Source organism: Flavobacterium laiguense, assembly GCF_003097655.1.
GTDB lineage: Bacteria > Bacteroidota > Bacteroidia > Flavobacteriales > Flavobacteriaceae > Flavobacterium > Flavobacterium laiguense.
In genome coordinates this window covers 332,054-348,523 of the sequence record NZ_QCZH01000001.1, presented here as the reverse complement: position 1 = coordinate 348,523, position 16,470 = coordinate 332,054, and the positions used below count along the sequence as shown (strand labels likewise).

Below are 16,470 nucleotides of genomic sequence, written 5' to 3'. Positions count from 1 at the left end.
GAATTTGAACCTATTCAAGTTAGATTTTGATTTATTTCTGTAACGTTTTCTTACATCGATCTACTTACTGACCAAACCAAATTAAATAACCATGTTTACAAAATTTATTTATCTCGAGTGGAAATCTTTCACGAGGTCTGCTTCTTTCGCATCGAATTTGGCCTTGAAAATTTTAATGGGATTTCTAGTCCTTTATTTTACTGTAGCTTTTTTAGCACTAGGAGTAGGGGCTTTTTATATTCTTAGGGAAATGAAATTGGATCCATTAGTAACCATAAACAAGTTCTTGATGTATTATTTTTTGATGGATTTGATTGTTCGGCTTATGCTGCAAGCGATTCCAGTAATGAACATTCGACCATTGTTGACGATGCCTTTCAAAAAGTCAACGATTGTTCATTTTTCGTTAGGAAAAACCATGTTGTCTTTTTTTAATGTCGTGCATGCTTTTTTCTTTCTTCCTTTTTGTGCCGTTTTGATCTACGAAGGTTATGATGTTATCTCTGTTTTGCTTTGGGGAATGGCTCTTTTTTCTATAGTATTTGCCAATAATTTTTTGAATGTTTTATTGAATAACAAAGACCACTTATTGGCTATTTTCATTACCATTACTTTAATTTTGGCAGGATGTCAATATTACAAATTCTTTGATATTACCAATTACACCTATCCATTTTTTGAATCATTATTCCATACTAAATGGGTTTTCGTACTTCCTGTTTTAGTTTTATCGGGATTGTATTTTTGGACGTATAATTATCTAAAAGGCGATTTGTACCTAGATGCAGGATTAACTTCTAAAAATGACATTGCCAAAACGGAGCATTTAACTTGGTTGAACCAATTTGGAACACTGGGAACGTTTTTGAAAAATGACATTAAATTAATCAAAAGAAACAAACGTTCTAAAACGACAATTGGATTAAGCGTTATGTTCTTGTTTTATGGTCTCCTGATTTTCGGAAGCGGAATCGAATCCTATGATACTCCCACGATGCATATTTTGGCAGGAATTTTTGTTTCAGGTGGATTTTTAATCACTTTCGGACAATTTGTACCGAGTTGGGATAGCGCCTATTATCAACTCATGATGACACAAAACATTCCATACAAAGGGTATTTGAATTCAAAATGGTGGCTGATGGTTATTGCTACAGTAGTTTCGACCATCATTGCTTCGTTTTACTTATATTTTGGGTGGCATGTTTATCTAATGATAATTGTTGGAGCCATTTATAATATTGGAGTCAATTCCTCATTAGTATTATTAGGAGGAGCTTTTACAAAAACCCCAATTGATTTGAGTTCTGGCAAAGGTGCTTTTGGAGACAAAAAAGCGTTTAATGTAAAAACAATGCTCATTACCATTCCGCAGTTAATATTGCCAGTGGGATTGTACTGGTCGGGTACTTATTTAATGAATGAAAATTTAGGTCTAACACTTGTTGCCGTTGTAGGTATTTTAGGTTTAGCCCTAAAAAACAAGGCTTTTGTATTCATTGAAAAAATATACAAATCAGAAAAATATGCAACCATTGCGGCCTACAAACAAAAATCATAATTTGTAGAGACGTTGCAATGCAACCTCTCTACCGAAATCTAAAATCTTAATTCTAAAATCTAAAATTGCCATGATACAAGTAAATAATCTTTCCAAAAAATACAACGATACTACCGTATTGAATATAGAATCATTAGAAATTCCAAAAGGACAAAGTTTTGGATTAGTGGGTAACAATGGTGCGGGCAAAACAACTTTTTTCAGTTTGTTATTGGATTTAATCCAGCCTACAACGGGTAATATTATAAACAACAAGGTTCAGGTTAATGCCAGTGAGGGTTGGAAACCTTTCACAGCTTCTTTTCTGGACGAGAGTTTCTTAATCGGATATTTAACACCCGAAGAATATTTTTATTTCATTGGGGACTTAAGAGGACAAAACAAAGCCGATGTTGACGCTTTATTGGCTCAACACGAGGAATTTTTTAATGGTGAAATCCTTAAAAATAAAAAATACTTACGTGATTTATCTAAAGGAAACCAAAAGAAAGTGGGAATCATTGCGACTTTGATTGGGAATCCTGAGGTGATTATTCTAGATGAACCTTTTGCCAATTTAGATCCCACTACGGTAAACAGACTAAAAAAAATCATCAAAGAATTGGCCAACAATCCAAATATTACAGTACTCGTTTCCAGTCATGATTTACAGCATACTGTTGATGTTTGTGATAGGATTGTTGCGTTGAATAAAGGAGAATTGGTCAAAGACATGCCAACTTCAAAAGAGACATTGCAGGAATTGGAATTGTTTTTTGCTGTTTAAATTTATATATTTCAAAAAGAAACGTATTTTTACCAGTCATTATACTAAAATACTTTTTTAAAAGTTTAATGAATTAAACGTTTACCCTTGAATAGCAATACATCTAAATACTTTTTAGCTTTATTATTTTTAGCTGCCATGATAGCTTGTTCTACCAAGAAGGATACTTTTTTGGCTAGAAATTCCCATGCTTTAAGTACAAAACTGAATATTTTATATAATGGACAAATTGCATTAGATAAAGGAGTTAAAGGAATTAATGACAATACTACCGAAAATTTTTGGAAACGCTTACCTGTTGAAAAAATGCAGGTCAGTGATGATATGCCAGTTGATGGAAAACCCAAAAATACCGATTTTGAACTTGCTGAAGCCAAAGCGACCAAAGCCATTCAGAAACATTCCATGAATATTGATGGAAGAGAAAAAAATTATCAAATAGACGAAGCCTATCTGTTACTGGGAAAAGCCAGGTATTATGACCAAAGATTTATTCCTGCTCTAGATGCTTTCAATTACATTCTATACAAATACCCCAACAGCAGCAACAATTATGAGGCTAGAATTTGGCGCGAAAAAACAAATATTCGTTTAGGGAATGACGCAGCTGCGATACGTAATACGTCTAAACTTATTGAAGACAATGATTTAAGTAATCAGGAATTTGCTGATGCGAATGCCATTCTTGCCAGTGCATTTTTGAATATTGAAGAAAAAGACAGTGCGGTTGTAAAATTAAAATTGGCCAATAAAAAGACGAAACGTAATGAAGAAAGACAACGGTATTCGTTTTTATTAGGACAGTTGTATGAAGAAGCTGGGCAAAAGGACAGTGCCATTTATTTTTATCAAACCGTTATTGATATGAATAGAAAAGCCGAACGGAAATTTGTTATTCAGGCCTACGCCAAAAAAGCGAAACTCAATAATTATAAAAACGAGGACTATGATTTATTTGTCAAAAAATCTAAAAAGATTATGGACGACAGAGAAAACAGACCGTACTTGGATGTGATTTATCATAGCATTGGGATCTTTTATGAGAATAACAATGACAAAAGAATGGCATTAGATTTTTATAATGCTTCCTTAGAAACCAAATCTGCAGATACTTATTTGAATGCTTCCAATTATAGAAATATAGGGAATATGTATTTCAAAGATACCGATTATATTAATGCTGCAAAAAATTACGACCTGTCCTTGGCGTTATTAGATGTAAAAACCAGAGAGTTTCTAAAGATTCAAAAAACCAGAAAAAACCTTGATGAAGTCATACATGACGAAGCTATTGCCAAAAGGAATGATAGTATTATTTATGTGGTTGGATTAAAAGAGCCGGAACAAATAGTTTATTATGAAAATTATATTCAAAAATTAAAGAGCAAAGACGAGCTTAAAAAACTTTTGGAAGACAAACAAAAAAAGATAGAAGATAACATTGCAATAAACAGCGCTTCAAATATGCCGGATGGGGCTATTTCTAATAAAAATACAGGAATTGTACCTCCGGATAATGCAAATTCAACAGAAAAGGAAAAGATAAACACTTTCTATTTTTACAATCCCAATACGGTTGCTTACGGAAAGTTAGAGTTTAAGAAAAGATGGGGAAACAGAACTCAAGTCGGATATTGGAGATTATCGGCAACGACGGGTGCTGTGGCTAATACTAATCCTGAAGAAAAAAAAACCGATACTATAACAGATACCAAAACCGCTCCAGTTGTGGTAAACGAAAAATATACTGTGGAGTATTATATGAAACAACTTCCAACATCGCAAACGGTAATGGACAGTATTGTTAAAGAAAGGAATTTAACCTATTATAAACTTGGAGTTACATATAAAGAAAAATTCAAGGAATATAATTTGGCTAGTACAAAACTGGAGCAATTATTAGCCTACAATCCCGAAGAAAAATTAATACTTCCCACAAAGTATAATTTATATAAAATCTATCAAATCACAAACAGCGCCAAAGCTGAAGCGTTGAAAAATGAAATAACGACTCAATATCCAAACTCTCGTTATGCGAATATCGTAAGTAATTCGGGTTCACATAATGAAACGGTACAGGATACACCCGAAGGAGAGTATATAAAATTATATAGATTGTATGAAGAGGAATATTTTGGATCAGTATTAAAACAAGTCGATGGTTTGATTGATGACTTTTCTGGCGATCCTATAGTTTCAAAATTCGAATTACTGAAAGCTTATACCATTGGGAAATTGTATGGTCTTGATGCATATAAAAAAGCAATACAATATGTAGCCGATAATTATGCCACTACGGAAGAAGGGAAGAATGCTATCGAAATTCTAAAAACCCAAATTCCACTTTTAGAACAAATGAATTTTAGCACAGCGGATTCGAAGAATTGGAAGGTTATTTTTAGAATTACCGATAATGACGAGAAAAGTGCTGCAGCAATAGAGGCTAAATTAGCGTTATTTTTCGCCAATGAAAATGTTGAAAAGTTAAAATACACTTGTGATGCCTACACCGAAAAAGAAAGTTTCATTTCGATTCATGGAATACATACAGAGTCTTATGCAAAATTTGTAGCGGCTCTTTTGGAGGAAAACTTAAAATATAAAATAAATCAGCCTGGAATTGTTATTTCTAATGAAAACTATAAAATAGTTCAAATCAAGAAAAATCTAGAAGCCTATCTTTCACTAAAAAAACTGTAATTATGTTTGATAAAAAACCAAAATCTTTAACCGATGTTTTAGGGAAAACCAATAGAATTGTAGAGGGAACCATAATAAAGGGAGATATTATTTCGCAAGCTGATTTTAGATTAGACGGAGCGCTTATAGGTAACTTTTCATCGAATGGGAAGTTAGTAATTGGTCCTGCCGGAAGCGTTAATGGAGAAATTATTTGTCAAAACGCAGACATAGAAGGTAAGTTTGAAGGGAAATTGAAGATTGAAGACACTTTAAACATAAAAGAATCGGCCATTATTATTGGTGATGTTACGGTTGGGAAACTATCCGTTGAACCTGGAGCCGTTTTTAGCGCAACCTGTATCATGAAACCCAATGCTACACAAGGAACTGCCAATGACAACGAATAATGACCCAAAGAAAAACAACAATACTAAATGGTTGGCCTTAATTAATATCCCAATCCAAATGGGAGTTGTTATTTTCTTGTTTTCCTATCTAGGGAACTGGCTGGACGACAATCACCCCAGTACAAAAGTATATTATGTAAAAATATTGGTGATGGTAGGTGTTGTTTTAGCCTTATATAATGTCATCCGACAAGTAAACGAAATCAATAAAAAGTAATCACATAATGAATTTTAAAAAGTTCTTACCATTTCTAACTTTACTAAGTATTGTTCTTGTAATTTATGCAATCCATCGCGTTATTTTTTATGTCTTAAATATAGATACTAACACATTCCATTATTCTTTAGAAGTGCTTTACTTATTTTTCTTTCTTTTATCCACGGTTATTTTCAAAATATTATTAATAGTGAAAGAAAAAAGTTTTGATAATGTGGGGATGTCTTTTCTTTTGGCTACAAGTGTCAAAATGATTTTTTGTTATCTGATAGTAAGGCCATTATTGCATGTTCCAAAGCCGAATAGCCCAATAGAAAGGGTAAACTTTTTTGTCTTGTTTGTTGTGTTTTTAGCAATTGAAACACTTTTTACAATACGATTAGTCAACGAAAAAGGGTAAACTGACGATAAGTGATAAAAATGTTTGAAAAATTTAATTTTATATGCTTTTGAGTATTAATAAAAAATGTACATTTGCACCAAATTTTAGAATCGTAAAAAATTTAGATATTTAACAGATATGGTGATTTCAAACAAGGCACTTAGTTTTATTATAGCGACTTTCGTAGTATGTCTTCCTTTTACTAGTTTTGCAAATCCTGAAACGGATACCACAAGTACACAAACTGTAGCTACACATGAAGTAGCAAAATCTGCTCACGAAGCACATGCTGAACCAACAGATGTGAAGTCTAAAGTTAAAGCATTTATTAAACACCACGTTTTAGACTCTCACGAATTTTCTTTTTTCCAAGATGATGAAACAGGAGTACATTACGGTTTTGCATTGCCTGTTATTATTTGGGATAATGGATTTCAAATTTTTTCTTCTTCAAAATTTGAACATGGAGAAGCTGTTGCTGAATCAAACGGGAATTTCTACAAAATAAATCACCACGACGGGAAGATTTACAAAACCGATGCTGCTGGAACAATCACCGAAGATGGAAAATCAGGACATCCTACAAATGTGCGTCCTTTAGATTTATCGATTACAAAATCAGTTGTGTCGATAATGATTGCTGCACTTTTGATGTTTATCATTTTCTCAGGTTTGGCAAAATCGTATGCGAAAAATAACGGAATCGCTTCTGGTGTTGGTCGTATTTTTGAACCAGTTGTATTGTATATACGTGACGAAATTGCAATTCCTAATATTGGAGAGAAACATTATAAAAGATACATGAGTTATTTATTGACTATCTTTTTCTTTGTATTGTTTTTGAATATTTTTGGATTGATGCCTTTCGGTATTAACGTTACAGGAAATCTTACGATTACTTTTTCATTAGCAATCCTTACTTTTTTAATTACCAACTTTACGGCAAATAAAAACTATTGGGGTCACATATTCTGGATGCCAGGTGTGCCAAAAGTAATGCGTATTGTTTTGGCTCCTATTGAGTTATTGGGAGTTTTTATCAAACCATTTTCATTAATGATACGTTTGTACGCAAACATTTTTGCAGGACACATTGTATTGATGAGTATTATTGGTTTAATGTTTATCTTTAAAAGCTGGTTGGGAAGTAGTTTGTCATTTGGATTGTCATTTGCACTTTCTATTCTTGAAATATTAGTTGCGTTTTTACAAGCGTATATATTCACGATGTTATCTGCTTTATACTTCGGTTCAGCAGTAGAAGAGCATCACCATGAGGAAGCTCATCACTAAAATTTAGAATTTAGATTTCAGATGGCAGATTTTCAAAATCTACACTCTAAAATCTACACTCCAAAATCAAATTGAATGTTTAATTTTTAATATATATATTATGCAAATTCCAACTATTGTAGGAGCAGGATTAATTGTAATCGGAGCAGGTTTAGGTATTGGTAGAATCGGTGGTTCAGCAATGGACGCTATTGCTCGTCAACCAGAAGCTTCTGGAAAAATCCAAACAGCTATGCTTATCGCAGCTGCACTTATTGAAGGTATTGGTTTCGCAGCGTTATTCGCAGCTTAATTAGCACTTAAAAAACAAACAATAGTTGCAACGGTTGGTTGTAACTATTGTTTTAATTAAATGTTGAAAATCATATTAAACAAATTAAATTTTATTTTTTAAAATACAATTTATAATTTATAAAAAATGGAAAAGTTAATAAATCAGTTTGAGTTAGGTTTGTTCTTCTGGCAAGTATTAATATTTGTTGGGTTAATATTCTTATTGAAAAAATTCGCTTGGAAACCTATTCTTGACGCTGTAAACGATAGAGAAGAAGGAATTAAAAATGCATTGCTTTCTGCTGAAAATGCTAGAAAAGAAATGCAAAATTTACAAGCAGATAACCAACGTATTTTACAAGAAGCAAGATTAGAGCGTGACAACATGCTTAAAGATGCTCGTGAAATGAAAGAGAAAATGGTTGATGACGCTAAAATTGAAGCTCAAGCTCAAGGTCAAAAAATGATCGAACAAGCTAAAGCGGCTATCGAAAGCGAAAAAAATGCAGCTATGGCTGAATTGAAATTACAAGTTTCGACTTTGTCTCTTAGCATTGCTGAAAAATTATTGAAAGATGAATTATCTAACAAAGAAGCTCAAACTAAATTGGTTGAGAAAATGTTAGGTGACGTTAAATTGAACTAATTATGGCAAGTACTAGAGCAGCAATTCGTTATGCGAAAGCAATTTTAGATTTATCCGATTCAAAAGGAGTATCTGAATCTGTAAATAACGATATGAAATTGATTGCTTCAACTATCAATGGAAATTTGGAATTGAATACTTTTATTCAAAATCCAACCATTAAAGTAGAAGTAAAAGAGAGCGCACTTTTAGAAGTTTTTGCTAGTGTTGACAATGTTACTAAAGGTTTGCTTCATTTGTTATTTGAAAACAAAAGATTCGAAATTCTTGAAGCTATTGCAATAAAATACAGTGAATTATTCGATGTTATGAATAATGTTGAAGTGGCCAAAGTAACTACAGCTATTGCTATGGATGCTGCACTTGAAGCTAAAGTTTTAGCTAAAATTGCAACCCTTTCAGACAAAAAGATTACAATAGAAAATATAGTAGATCCTGCTATCATTGGAGGATTTATTCTAAGAATAGGTGACCAGCAATACAACGCTTCAGTTGCCAACAGATTACAAGTATTAAAAAGAGAGTTAAGTAATTAGTTTTATTACACATTTAAGTGTCTAAATTATAAATTAAGATGGCGGAAATCAAACCTGCTGAAATTTCAGCAATATTAAGAAAGCAAGTCGAAGGTTTTGAATCTGGTGCTACGCTAGAGGAAGTAGGAACAGTACTTCAAGTTGGAGATGGTATTGCTCTTATTTATGGGCTTTCAAATGTTCAATACGGTGAATTAGTTGAATTCGAAAACGGATTAGAGGCTATCGTTTTGAACCTTGAACAAGACAATGTTGGTGTGGTACTTTTAGGACCATCAACAGGAATCAAAGAAGGATCTACAGCAAAAAGAACACAACGTATTGCTTCTCTTAAAGCAGGAGAAGGAATGGTAGGTCGTGTAGTGAACACACTTGGTTTTCCAATTGATGGAAAAGGACCAATTGGTGGTGAATTATTCGAAATGCCTTTAGAAAGAAAAGCTCCTGGAGTTATCTTCCGTCAACCAGTTACTGAACCTTTGCAAACAGGGGTAAAAGCGGTTGATGCTATGATCCCAGTTGGTCGTGGACAACGTGAGCTTGTTATTGGTGACCGTCAAACAGGAAAATCTACTGTTTGTATTGACACGATCTTAAATCAAAAAGAATTTTACGATGCTGGAAAACCAGTATTTTGTATCTACGTTGCTATTGGTCAAAAAGCTTCTACTGTTGCAGGAATTGCAAAAATGTTAGAAGAAAAAGGAGCAATGGCTTATACAGTGATCGTTGCAGCTAATGCTTCTGATCCAGCTCCAATGCAAGTTTATGCTCCTTTCGCAGGTGCAGCTATTGGAGAATATTTTAGAGATTCAGGCCGTCCAGCCTTAATTGTTTATGATGATTTATCTAAACAAGCTGTTGCTTACCGTGAGGTTTCTCTTTTATTGAGAAGACCACCGGGACGTGAGGCATATCCTGGAGACGTTTTTTACTTACACAGTCGTTTATTAGAGCGTGCTTGTAAAGTAATTGCTGATGACGGAATTGCAAAAAACATGAACGATTTACCAGCTTCATTAAAAGGTATCGTAAAAGGTGGTGGTTCATTGACTGCTTTACCAATTATCGAAACGCAAGCGGGTGACGTTTCTGCATATATCCCAACAAACGTAATTTCTATTACAGATGGTCAAATTTTCTTGGATGGAGATTTGTTTAACTCTGGGGTTCGTCCAGCGATTAACGTAGGTATTTCTGTATCTCGTGTTGGAGGTAATGCTCAAATTAAATCTATGAAAAAAGTAGCAGGTACTTTGAAACTGGATCAAGCACAATTCCGCGAATTGGAAGCGTTTGCTAAATTTGGTTCTGATCTTGATGCTGTTACCTTAAACGTAATTGAAAAAGGAAGAAGAAACGTTGAGATCTTGAAACAAGGTTTGAATGATCCTTATACTGTTGAAGACCAAGTTGCAATTATCTATGCTGGATCTAAAAACTTATTGAGAAGTGTTCCTGTGAATAAAGTAAAAGAATTTGAGAAAGATTTCTTGGAATTCTTGAACAACAAACACAGAGCGACTCTTGATGCTTTGAAAGCAGGAAAATTAACAGATGAAATTACAGATGTACTTGAAACTGTTGCAAAAGAAATTTCAGCGAAATATAACTAAAAAGTACTAAGTAATGAGTATTAAGTATTAAGATTTTCTTGGTACTTAATACTTAATACTTAAATCTTAATACTTACAAAACAATGGCAAATTTAAAGGAAATCCGTAATAGAATTACTTCCATTTCATCAACGATGCAAATTACATCGGCAATGAAAATGGTTTCTGCAGCAAAGCTTAAGAAAGCACAAGATGCGATCACGGCAATGCGCCCTTATGCCGAAAAATTAACGGAATTATTACAAAATCTTTCAGCGACTCTTGATGGTGATGCTGGAGGAGAATTTACAACACAACGTGAAGTAAAAAAAGTTTTAATTGTAGCCATAACTTCAAACAGAGGTTTGTGTGGTGCATTTAATACCAATGTAATTAAGGAAGCTAAAAGCCGTTCTGAATATTATGCAGGAAAGCAAGTTGATATTTTTGCTATAGGTAAAAAAGGTAATGATATTTTATCAAAAACACTTAAAGTTGTTGATAATCAAAGTACTATTTTTGATCATTTATCATTTGACAATGTGGCTGTAATTGCAGAAACATTAACTCAAAAATTTGTTTCTGGAGAATACGATAAGATAGAATTGATTTACAATCAATTTAAAAATGCTGCAACTCAAATTGTTCAAACAGAACAGTTTTTGCCATTAGCACCTATAAAATCGGACAAACCAGTTTCGACAGGAGATTATCTTTTTGAACCTTCAAAAGAAGAAATCGTTTTAACATTGATTCCTAAAGCATTGAAAACTCAATTGTACAAAGGAATTCGTGATTCATTTGCCTCAGAGCACGGTGCGCGTATGACTGCCATGCACAAAGCAACAGACAACGCAACCGATTTGAGAGATCAGTTGAAATTGACTTACAATAAAGCACGTCAAGCCGCCATTACTAATGAAATCCTTGAGATTGTTGGTGGAGCAGAAGCCTTGAAAGGATAAGAAATTATCTGTTTTAATATATGAGAGTTCCGCATTGCGGAACTCTTTTTTTTTGATTAAATTTAAACTCAAAAAGTAATAGAAGTGAAATTAATAGAACTTACCACCATTCCGGAGATGTTGGCTCAAATTGAGACCATGCAACAACTGTATCCCAATCTCACTGTTGAAAAATACGAATCCTATTTGAAGGAAATGGTTCCTCATAATTACAAACAATTAGCTGTTTTCGAAGAGGGTACTTGCGTGGGGATAACGGGTTTTTGGACAGCCATGAAACTTTGGACGGGGAAGTATATTGAAATTGATAATTTTATTGTCCATTCAGATCATAGAGCTAAAGGCATAGGTAAGATCATGACCGATTATATCGATGCTAAAGCCAAAGCAGAAGGTTGCAATGCCATTGTTTTGGATGCTTTCACGGGTAATTTTACCGCACATCGTTTTTATTATAATCAAGGATATGTTCCTAAAGGCTTTCACTTTTTGAAAATATTAAATGAAGATGGATTAACATAATCTCAATTTCATTTTTTGAAACTTTATTCAACAACAAAACCCAAAAAATAACCAAAGAATTGGTTATTTTTGTTTTATAAATAATAAACAGACATTATATTTTGGGATTATATAAAAAGCTTTTTAAACAAACGGCCATTTATGGGCTTGCCACTGTAATACCAAGGATGTTCAGCTTCTTGCTGGTTCCGCTTTATACGGGATTATTACCTCAGGCCGAGTACGGAAAGGTATCCATAATATTTGCTTGGATGATTTTTTTCAATGTGATTCTGGCATACGGAATGGAAACCGCTTTTTTTAGGTTTTATAATAATAAAGATGAAAGTAAAACAAGTGTGGTTGAAACGACTACTGTTTCAATTTTTTGGACGACCATCCTTTTCATATTTATAGCGTTATTGTTTCGAAATTCATTAGCGCGGTGGTCTGGAGTGGATACGCAATACATCACATATTCTATATGGATTTTAGCATTGGATGCTTTGGTTATTGTTCCGTTTTCAAAATTAAGAGCCAGCCAAAGACCTAAGTTTTATGCGATAATAAAAATTGGAAATGTACTTGTAAACCTAAGTTTCAACTTGTTTTTTCTTAAGTATTTACCAAGTATTTCGTTATCTCAACCCGATAGTTTTTTGAGTTCTGTTTATATAGAAAATTTCCAAATAGGCTATATTTTCTTAGCCAATATTATTGCCAGTTTCTTAACATTTGTGGTGCTTTTTCCTGACTATTTTACTATCAAATGGAAATTCGATTACGAACTCTGGAAACGTATGATGCGATATGGACTTCCCATCATGATTGCTGGGATAGCCTTTGCCATTAACGAACAATTTGATAAAATTCTTTTGGGTTGGCTATTGCCGGCCAATATCGCAGCAGAACAAGTAGGGGTATATTCCGCTTGTTACAAATTGGGACTCTTTATGGTGTTATTTAGAACGGCATATACACTTGGAATCGAGCCCTTCTTTTTCAGTCATGCTTCCAACGAGAATGCACAACAAACCTATGCAACAATTACCAAATACTTTGTCATTTTTGGGTCCTTTATATTATTGTCGGTAATCGTATTTGCCGATTTATTAAAACAAGTCATGATTCCAAATTCCTCGTATTGGGAAGCGATGAAAGTGGTGCCTTTAATCATTTTGGCCAATTTCTTTCTAGGCATTTACACCAACCTTTCCGTATGGTACAAGCTTATTGACAAAACCTATGTGGGGGCATATATTTCAATAGTTGGAGCAATTGTAACTTTGGTTTTAAACTACGTATTGATTCCAAAATACAGTTATTACGGCTCGGCGGTTGCTACTATTTCTGCTTACGGGAGTATGATGTTTATTTCCTATTACCTCGGAAACAAATACTATCCAATTCCCTACGATAAGAAAAAAATAATGGGTTACCTTACTTTATCTATCGGTTTTTCAGGAATTTCTTTTTATGGTTTCAGAGAGAATTATTATATCGGTATTTTACTTTTAGCCGTATTTATGGGCTTTATATATTACAATGAAAAAGAAACACTTTTGCGAATTTTAAAACGTCCGAATAAAAATTAGGAGCTATTTCCTGCTGTCATTCCAATATTTTTTGTACCGTCTCGTCTTTAGGGACGAGACGGTACAAAAAAGGATTTTCCCTTCTATCAGGGCTAAGGTATTCCACAATCATTATATTTTATTTAAAATAACAGTAATGCAATTTATTTTAATTGTATCAATGTATTTTGTATTTCTGTAAGTATCTTAAATTCTAAAATCTTTCACTAAATTGGACTGTAGATTTTGAATGCTTATTCGAGGTTTGAAGTAAAGTATTTGAATTCTTAGAAATAAGGTTATGTTATCAAATGAGCGGTTAATAAAAGATAATTTATCTTTTATTAACCGCTCATCATTTTATAATTACCACTTATCATTTTTTTGAAAAAAAAGGATTTTTCTGATTATATATTTGTCTCATCAAATTATAACAATCATTTAAAAAATAAAATTATGAAAACTCAAATTGTGAACACACAGAAATTAAATTTCAATAACTCAGCATTAACATCGATTATAGGATTTCTTGTAGGCTTTGGCTTACACCATTTTATAAAAGCAATGATACATTTATTGTAAGTGCGGAAAATAAAAAGGTAACTAGAAAGCGAGTTTGAGTAACTGGGTTTCTGGCCATCACCTATGTGCTTTGTAATATTGGTAAAGAAGTTGGTCATTGGATAGAAATCTTTATTAAAAATCATTAGAAGCATGATACAATTAATTGCAATAAAAGTTCAGTATCTAATCAGATTAATTTAACAAGTCAAAAAACAATACAAAATTTAAAAAAATGAAAAAAGCAATAATAGCATTAGGTTTACTTTTAAGTTTAAATTCTACTGCACAACAGCCTCCAAAGGCACCAGCTAGCCCCGTAAGCGATAATTATTTTGGAACAACTATAGTAGATAAATATAGGAATTTAGAAAATTTAAAGAACGAAGAAACTTTAAATTGGATGAAAGCACAAGCAAATTATACAAACGCTGTGTTAAACTCAATACCAGGTAAACAAAAAATTATAGATAAGCTAGTTGAACTAGATGCAAGACGTGCAGAAAAAATAAGTTCGCTAACCATCTTAGAAAACGGCAAGTATTTTTATTTAAAAACAACACCAAAAGATATCGTAGCAAAACTTTATATGAAAAATAATGCTAAAGATGTAGAAACGTTAATTTTTAATCCAGAAACTTACGTTGCAAACTCTAAAGAAGTTCATAGTATTGGATTGTTTTCAGCTAACAAAAAAGGTAATTTAGTCGCTATAAACGTAAATAAAAATGGAGGTGAAATGGCTGAAATGATAATTGTTGATGTGCTGAAAAAAGAAATTTTACCAGAAAAAATAGACAAAATTAAATTTAGTCCCGCAGCATGGTTAAAAGACGATAAATCTTTTATGTATGTACAAGCCATCTCAGGAGACATTCACAACATGGCGTCACAAAGCGATTTAAATACCAAAATACACAAATTGGGTACCGATATAAGTACAGATCGTTTGTTTTTTTCTAGAGCATCCGCTTTGGGATTAATAAATGCTGATGAAATTCCTTTAGCAGGTGCTGATATTGAAAACAACAATTTAATGTTTATCCCTATGTCTGTAAATCGAAATTTAAAAATTTATGTAGCTGATTCAAAAGAAATAGATTTAGAAAAGAAAAATTGGAAATTACTAATAGATAGAGATCAAGAAATTAAAACTTATTTTGTGCACAACAAACAAATGTATTTTTATACAAGTTTAAATGCAAAAAACTTTAAATTATGTAGAACTAGTTATGAAAATCCGGATTATAAAAATGCAAAAGAAATTATTGCCGAGAATAAAAATGCAAAATTAGAATCAATTACGACTACAAAAAATGGTATCTTTTATACCGTAAATTTCAATGGTTTAGAAACAAAGCTTTATTACACTGATTTTGAAGGTAATAATATAAAGGAAATAATTACGCCTAAAAAAGCGGCAACCATTGGGATGAGAAGCAGAGGTGACAAATACAATGATCTTTGGATTACAATTGCTGGATGGATTTCTCCTTCTGAAACTTACAAATATGATTCAAATAAAAATGAGTTCAAACGTGAAGAATTATCTACTGTAGTATCTTATCCAGAATTTGAAAATTTTGAAGTGAAAGAAATAACGGTAAAGTCACATGATGGTGTATTGGTTCCGATGTCTTTAATTCATAAAAAAGGGCTTGCGAAAGACGGCAAAACTCCGGTATTGTTTTATGGATACGGTTCATATGGAATGTCAATGACGCCAAGTTTTAACGTACAACACTTACTTTGGGTTGAAAAAGGTGGGATTTTAGCGATAGCTCATGTAAGAGGAGGTGGAGAGTTGGGCGAAAAATGGCATTTAGATGGGAAAAAAGCAACTAAACCCAATACTTGGAAAGATGTTATTGCCTGTACTGAATATATGATTAATGAAGGCTATACTAACGCAACAAAAACTGCTATTTACAGTAGAAGTGCAGGCGGAATATTTGTAGGAAGAGCTATCACCGAAAGACCTGATTTGTATGCAGTGGCCATTCCTGGAGTGGGAAGCATGAACACAGTGAGAGGAGAAAAAACGCCCAATGGACCAGCAAATATTGCCGAATTTGGAACGATGGAAAAAGAAAGTGAAGCTAAAGCTTTAATAGAAATGGACTCTTATTTAAACTTAAAAGAAGGTGAAAAATATCCCGCAACCTTAACAACGGCAGGTTTTAATGACCCAAGAATTATTGTGTGGCAACCTGCAAAATTTGCAGCAAGAATGCTAGAAGTAAACACATCAAACAAACCAAGCTTACTTAAAGTTGATTATGAAGCGGGTCATTTTGGCGGAGCAACTAAAGCAAAGTCATATGAAGAAATTGCAGATGTTTTTAGCTTTGCGCTATGGCAGGTTGGTCATCCAGAATTTCAACCTTTAAATTAAATTTAAAACTATAACTTTGGCAAAGCATTTTAGTTTTGCCAAAGTTTCTAATATTGTAAAGTTATGGTACAAATTGTTTTTTCTTTGGTATTCAAAGTAGCAGATTTAGTGATTAG

The 16,470-nt window shown here is 33.0% G+C and carries 14 protein-coding genes; all 14 read left to right on the top strand.

Annotation, left to right across the window (positions count from 1 at the left end):
- Positions 1-91 precede the first annotated feature (91 nt).
- The 14 genes from DB891_RS01525 to DB891_RS01455 all read left to right on the top strand — a co-directional run bounded on the left by DB891_RS01525 (position 92) and on the right by DB891_RS01455 (position 16,354).
- Complete coding sequence (locus tag DB891_RS01525; RefSeq protein ID WP_116759876.1) at positions 92-1,561, top strand: DUF5687 family protein; 1,470 nt, start codon at positions 92-94, stop codon at positions 1,559-1,561.
- 70 nt (positions 1,562-1,631) lie between these two features.
- Positions 1,632-2,327, top strand: coding sequence for an ABC transporter ATP-binding protein (locus DB891_RS01520; protein ID WP_116759874.1), 696 nt, complete (start codon positions 1,632-1,634; stop codon positions 2,325-2,327).
- A gap of 87 nt (positions 2,328-2,414) precedes the next feature.
- A complete protein-coding gene (porW, locus tag DB891_RS01515; RefSeq protein WP_116759872.1) occupies positions 2,415-5,027 on the top strand; it encodes a type IX secretion system periplasmic lipoprotein PorW/SprE in 2,613 nt (870 codons plus the stop codon).
- A gap of 2 nt (positions 5,028-5,029) precedes the next feature.
- Positions 5,030-5,416 (top strand): bactofilin family protein, encoded by a 387-nt coding sequence (locus tag DB891_RS01510; RefSeq protein ID WP_116759870.1) that lies wholly within the window; start codon positions 5,030-5,032, stop codon positions 5,414-5,416.
- A complete protein-coding gene (locus DB891_RS01505; protein ID WP_116759868.1) occupies positions 5,403-5,633 on the top strand; it encodes an AtpZ/AtpI family protein in 231 nt (76 codons plus the stop codon). Before DB891_RS01510 ends, DB891_RS01505 begins: the two co-directional genes overlap by 14 nt.
- A gap of 520 nt (positions 5,634-6,153) precedes the next feature.
- Positions 6,154-7,308 (top strand): F0F1 ATP synthase subunit A, encoded by a 1,155-nt coding sequence (gene atpB / locus DB891_RS01495; RefSeq protein WP_116759864.1) that lies wholly within the window; start codon positions 6,154-6,156, stop codon positions 7,306-7,308.
- Between the two features lie 100 nt (positions 7,309-7,408).
- Entirely contained in the window at positions 7,409-7,600 is a 192-nt protein-coding gene (gene atpE / locus DB891_RS01490) for an ATP synthase F0 subunit C (protein ID WP_077374818.1), read from the top strand.
- A 126-nt stretch (positions 7,601-7,726) separates the two neighbouring features.
- The gene (locus DB891_RS01485; RefSeq protein WP_116759860.1) at positions 7,727-8,227 is read left to right on the top strand and encodes a F0F1 ATP synthase subunit B; all 501 of its coding nucleotides are present in this window, start codon (positions 7,727-7,729) and stop codon (positions 8,225-8,227) included.
- Positions 8,228-8,229: 2 nt separating this feature from the next.
- Entirely contained in the window at positions 8,230-8,763 is a 534-nt protein-coding gene (atpH, locus tag DB891_RS01480) for an ATP synthase F1 subunit delta (protein ID WP_116759858.1), read from the top strand.
- Between the two features lie 38 nt (positions 8,764-8,801).
- Entirely contained in the window at positions 8,802-10,379 is a 1,578-nt protein-coding gene (gene atpA / locus DB891_RS01475) for a F0F1 ATP synthase subunit alpha (protein ID WP_116759856.1), read from the top strand.
- An 83-nt stretch (positions 10,380-10,462) separates the two neighbouring features.
- On the top strand, positions 10,463-11,323 hold the full coding sequence (gene atpG, locus DB891_RS01470) for an ATP synthase F1 subunit gamma (RefSeq protein WP_116759854.1): 861 nt from the start codon (positions 10,463-10,465) through the stop codon (positions 11,321-11,323).
- A gap of 78 nt (positions 11,324-11,401) precedes the next feature.
- Positions 11,402-11,845 carry a GNAT family N-acetyltransferase gene (locus tag DB891_RS01465; protein ID WP_116759852.1) on the top strand — a complete coding sequence of 148 codons (444 nt, stop codon included), beginning with the start codon at positions 11,402-11,404 and terminating at the stop codon, positions 11,843-11,845.
- Between the two features lie 101 nt (positions 11,846-11,946).
- Complete coding sequence (locus DB891_RS01460; RefSeq protein WP_116759850.1) at positions 11,947-13,419, top strand: lipopolysaccharide biosynthesis protein; 1,473 nt, start codon at positions 11,947-11,949, stop codon at positions 13,417-13,419.
- A 775-nt stretch (positions 13,420-14,194) separates the two neighbouring features.
- Positions 14,195-16,354: a prolyl oligopeptidase family serine peptidase gene (locus DB891_RS01455; protein WP_116759848.1), complete on the top strand. Its 2,160-nt coding sequence runs from the start codon at positions 14,195-14,197 to the stop codon at positions 16,352-16,354.
- Positions 16,355-16,470 lie beyond the last annotated feature (116 nt).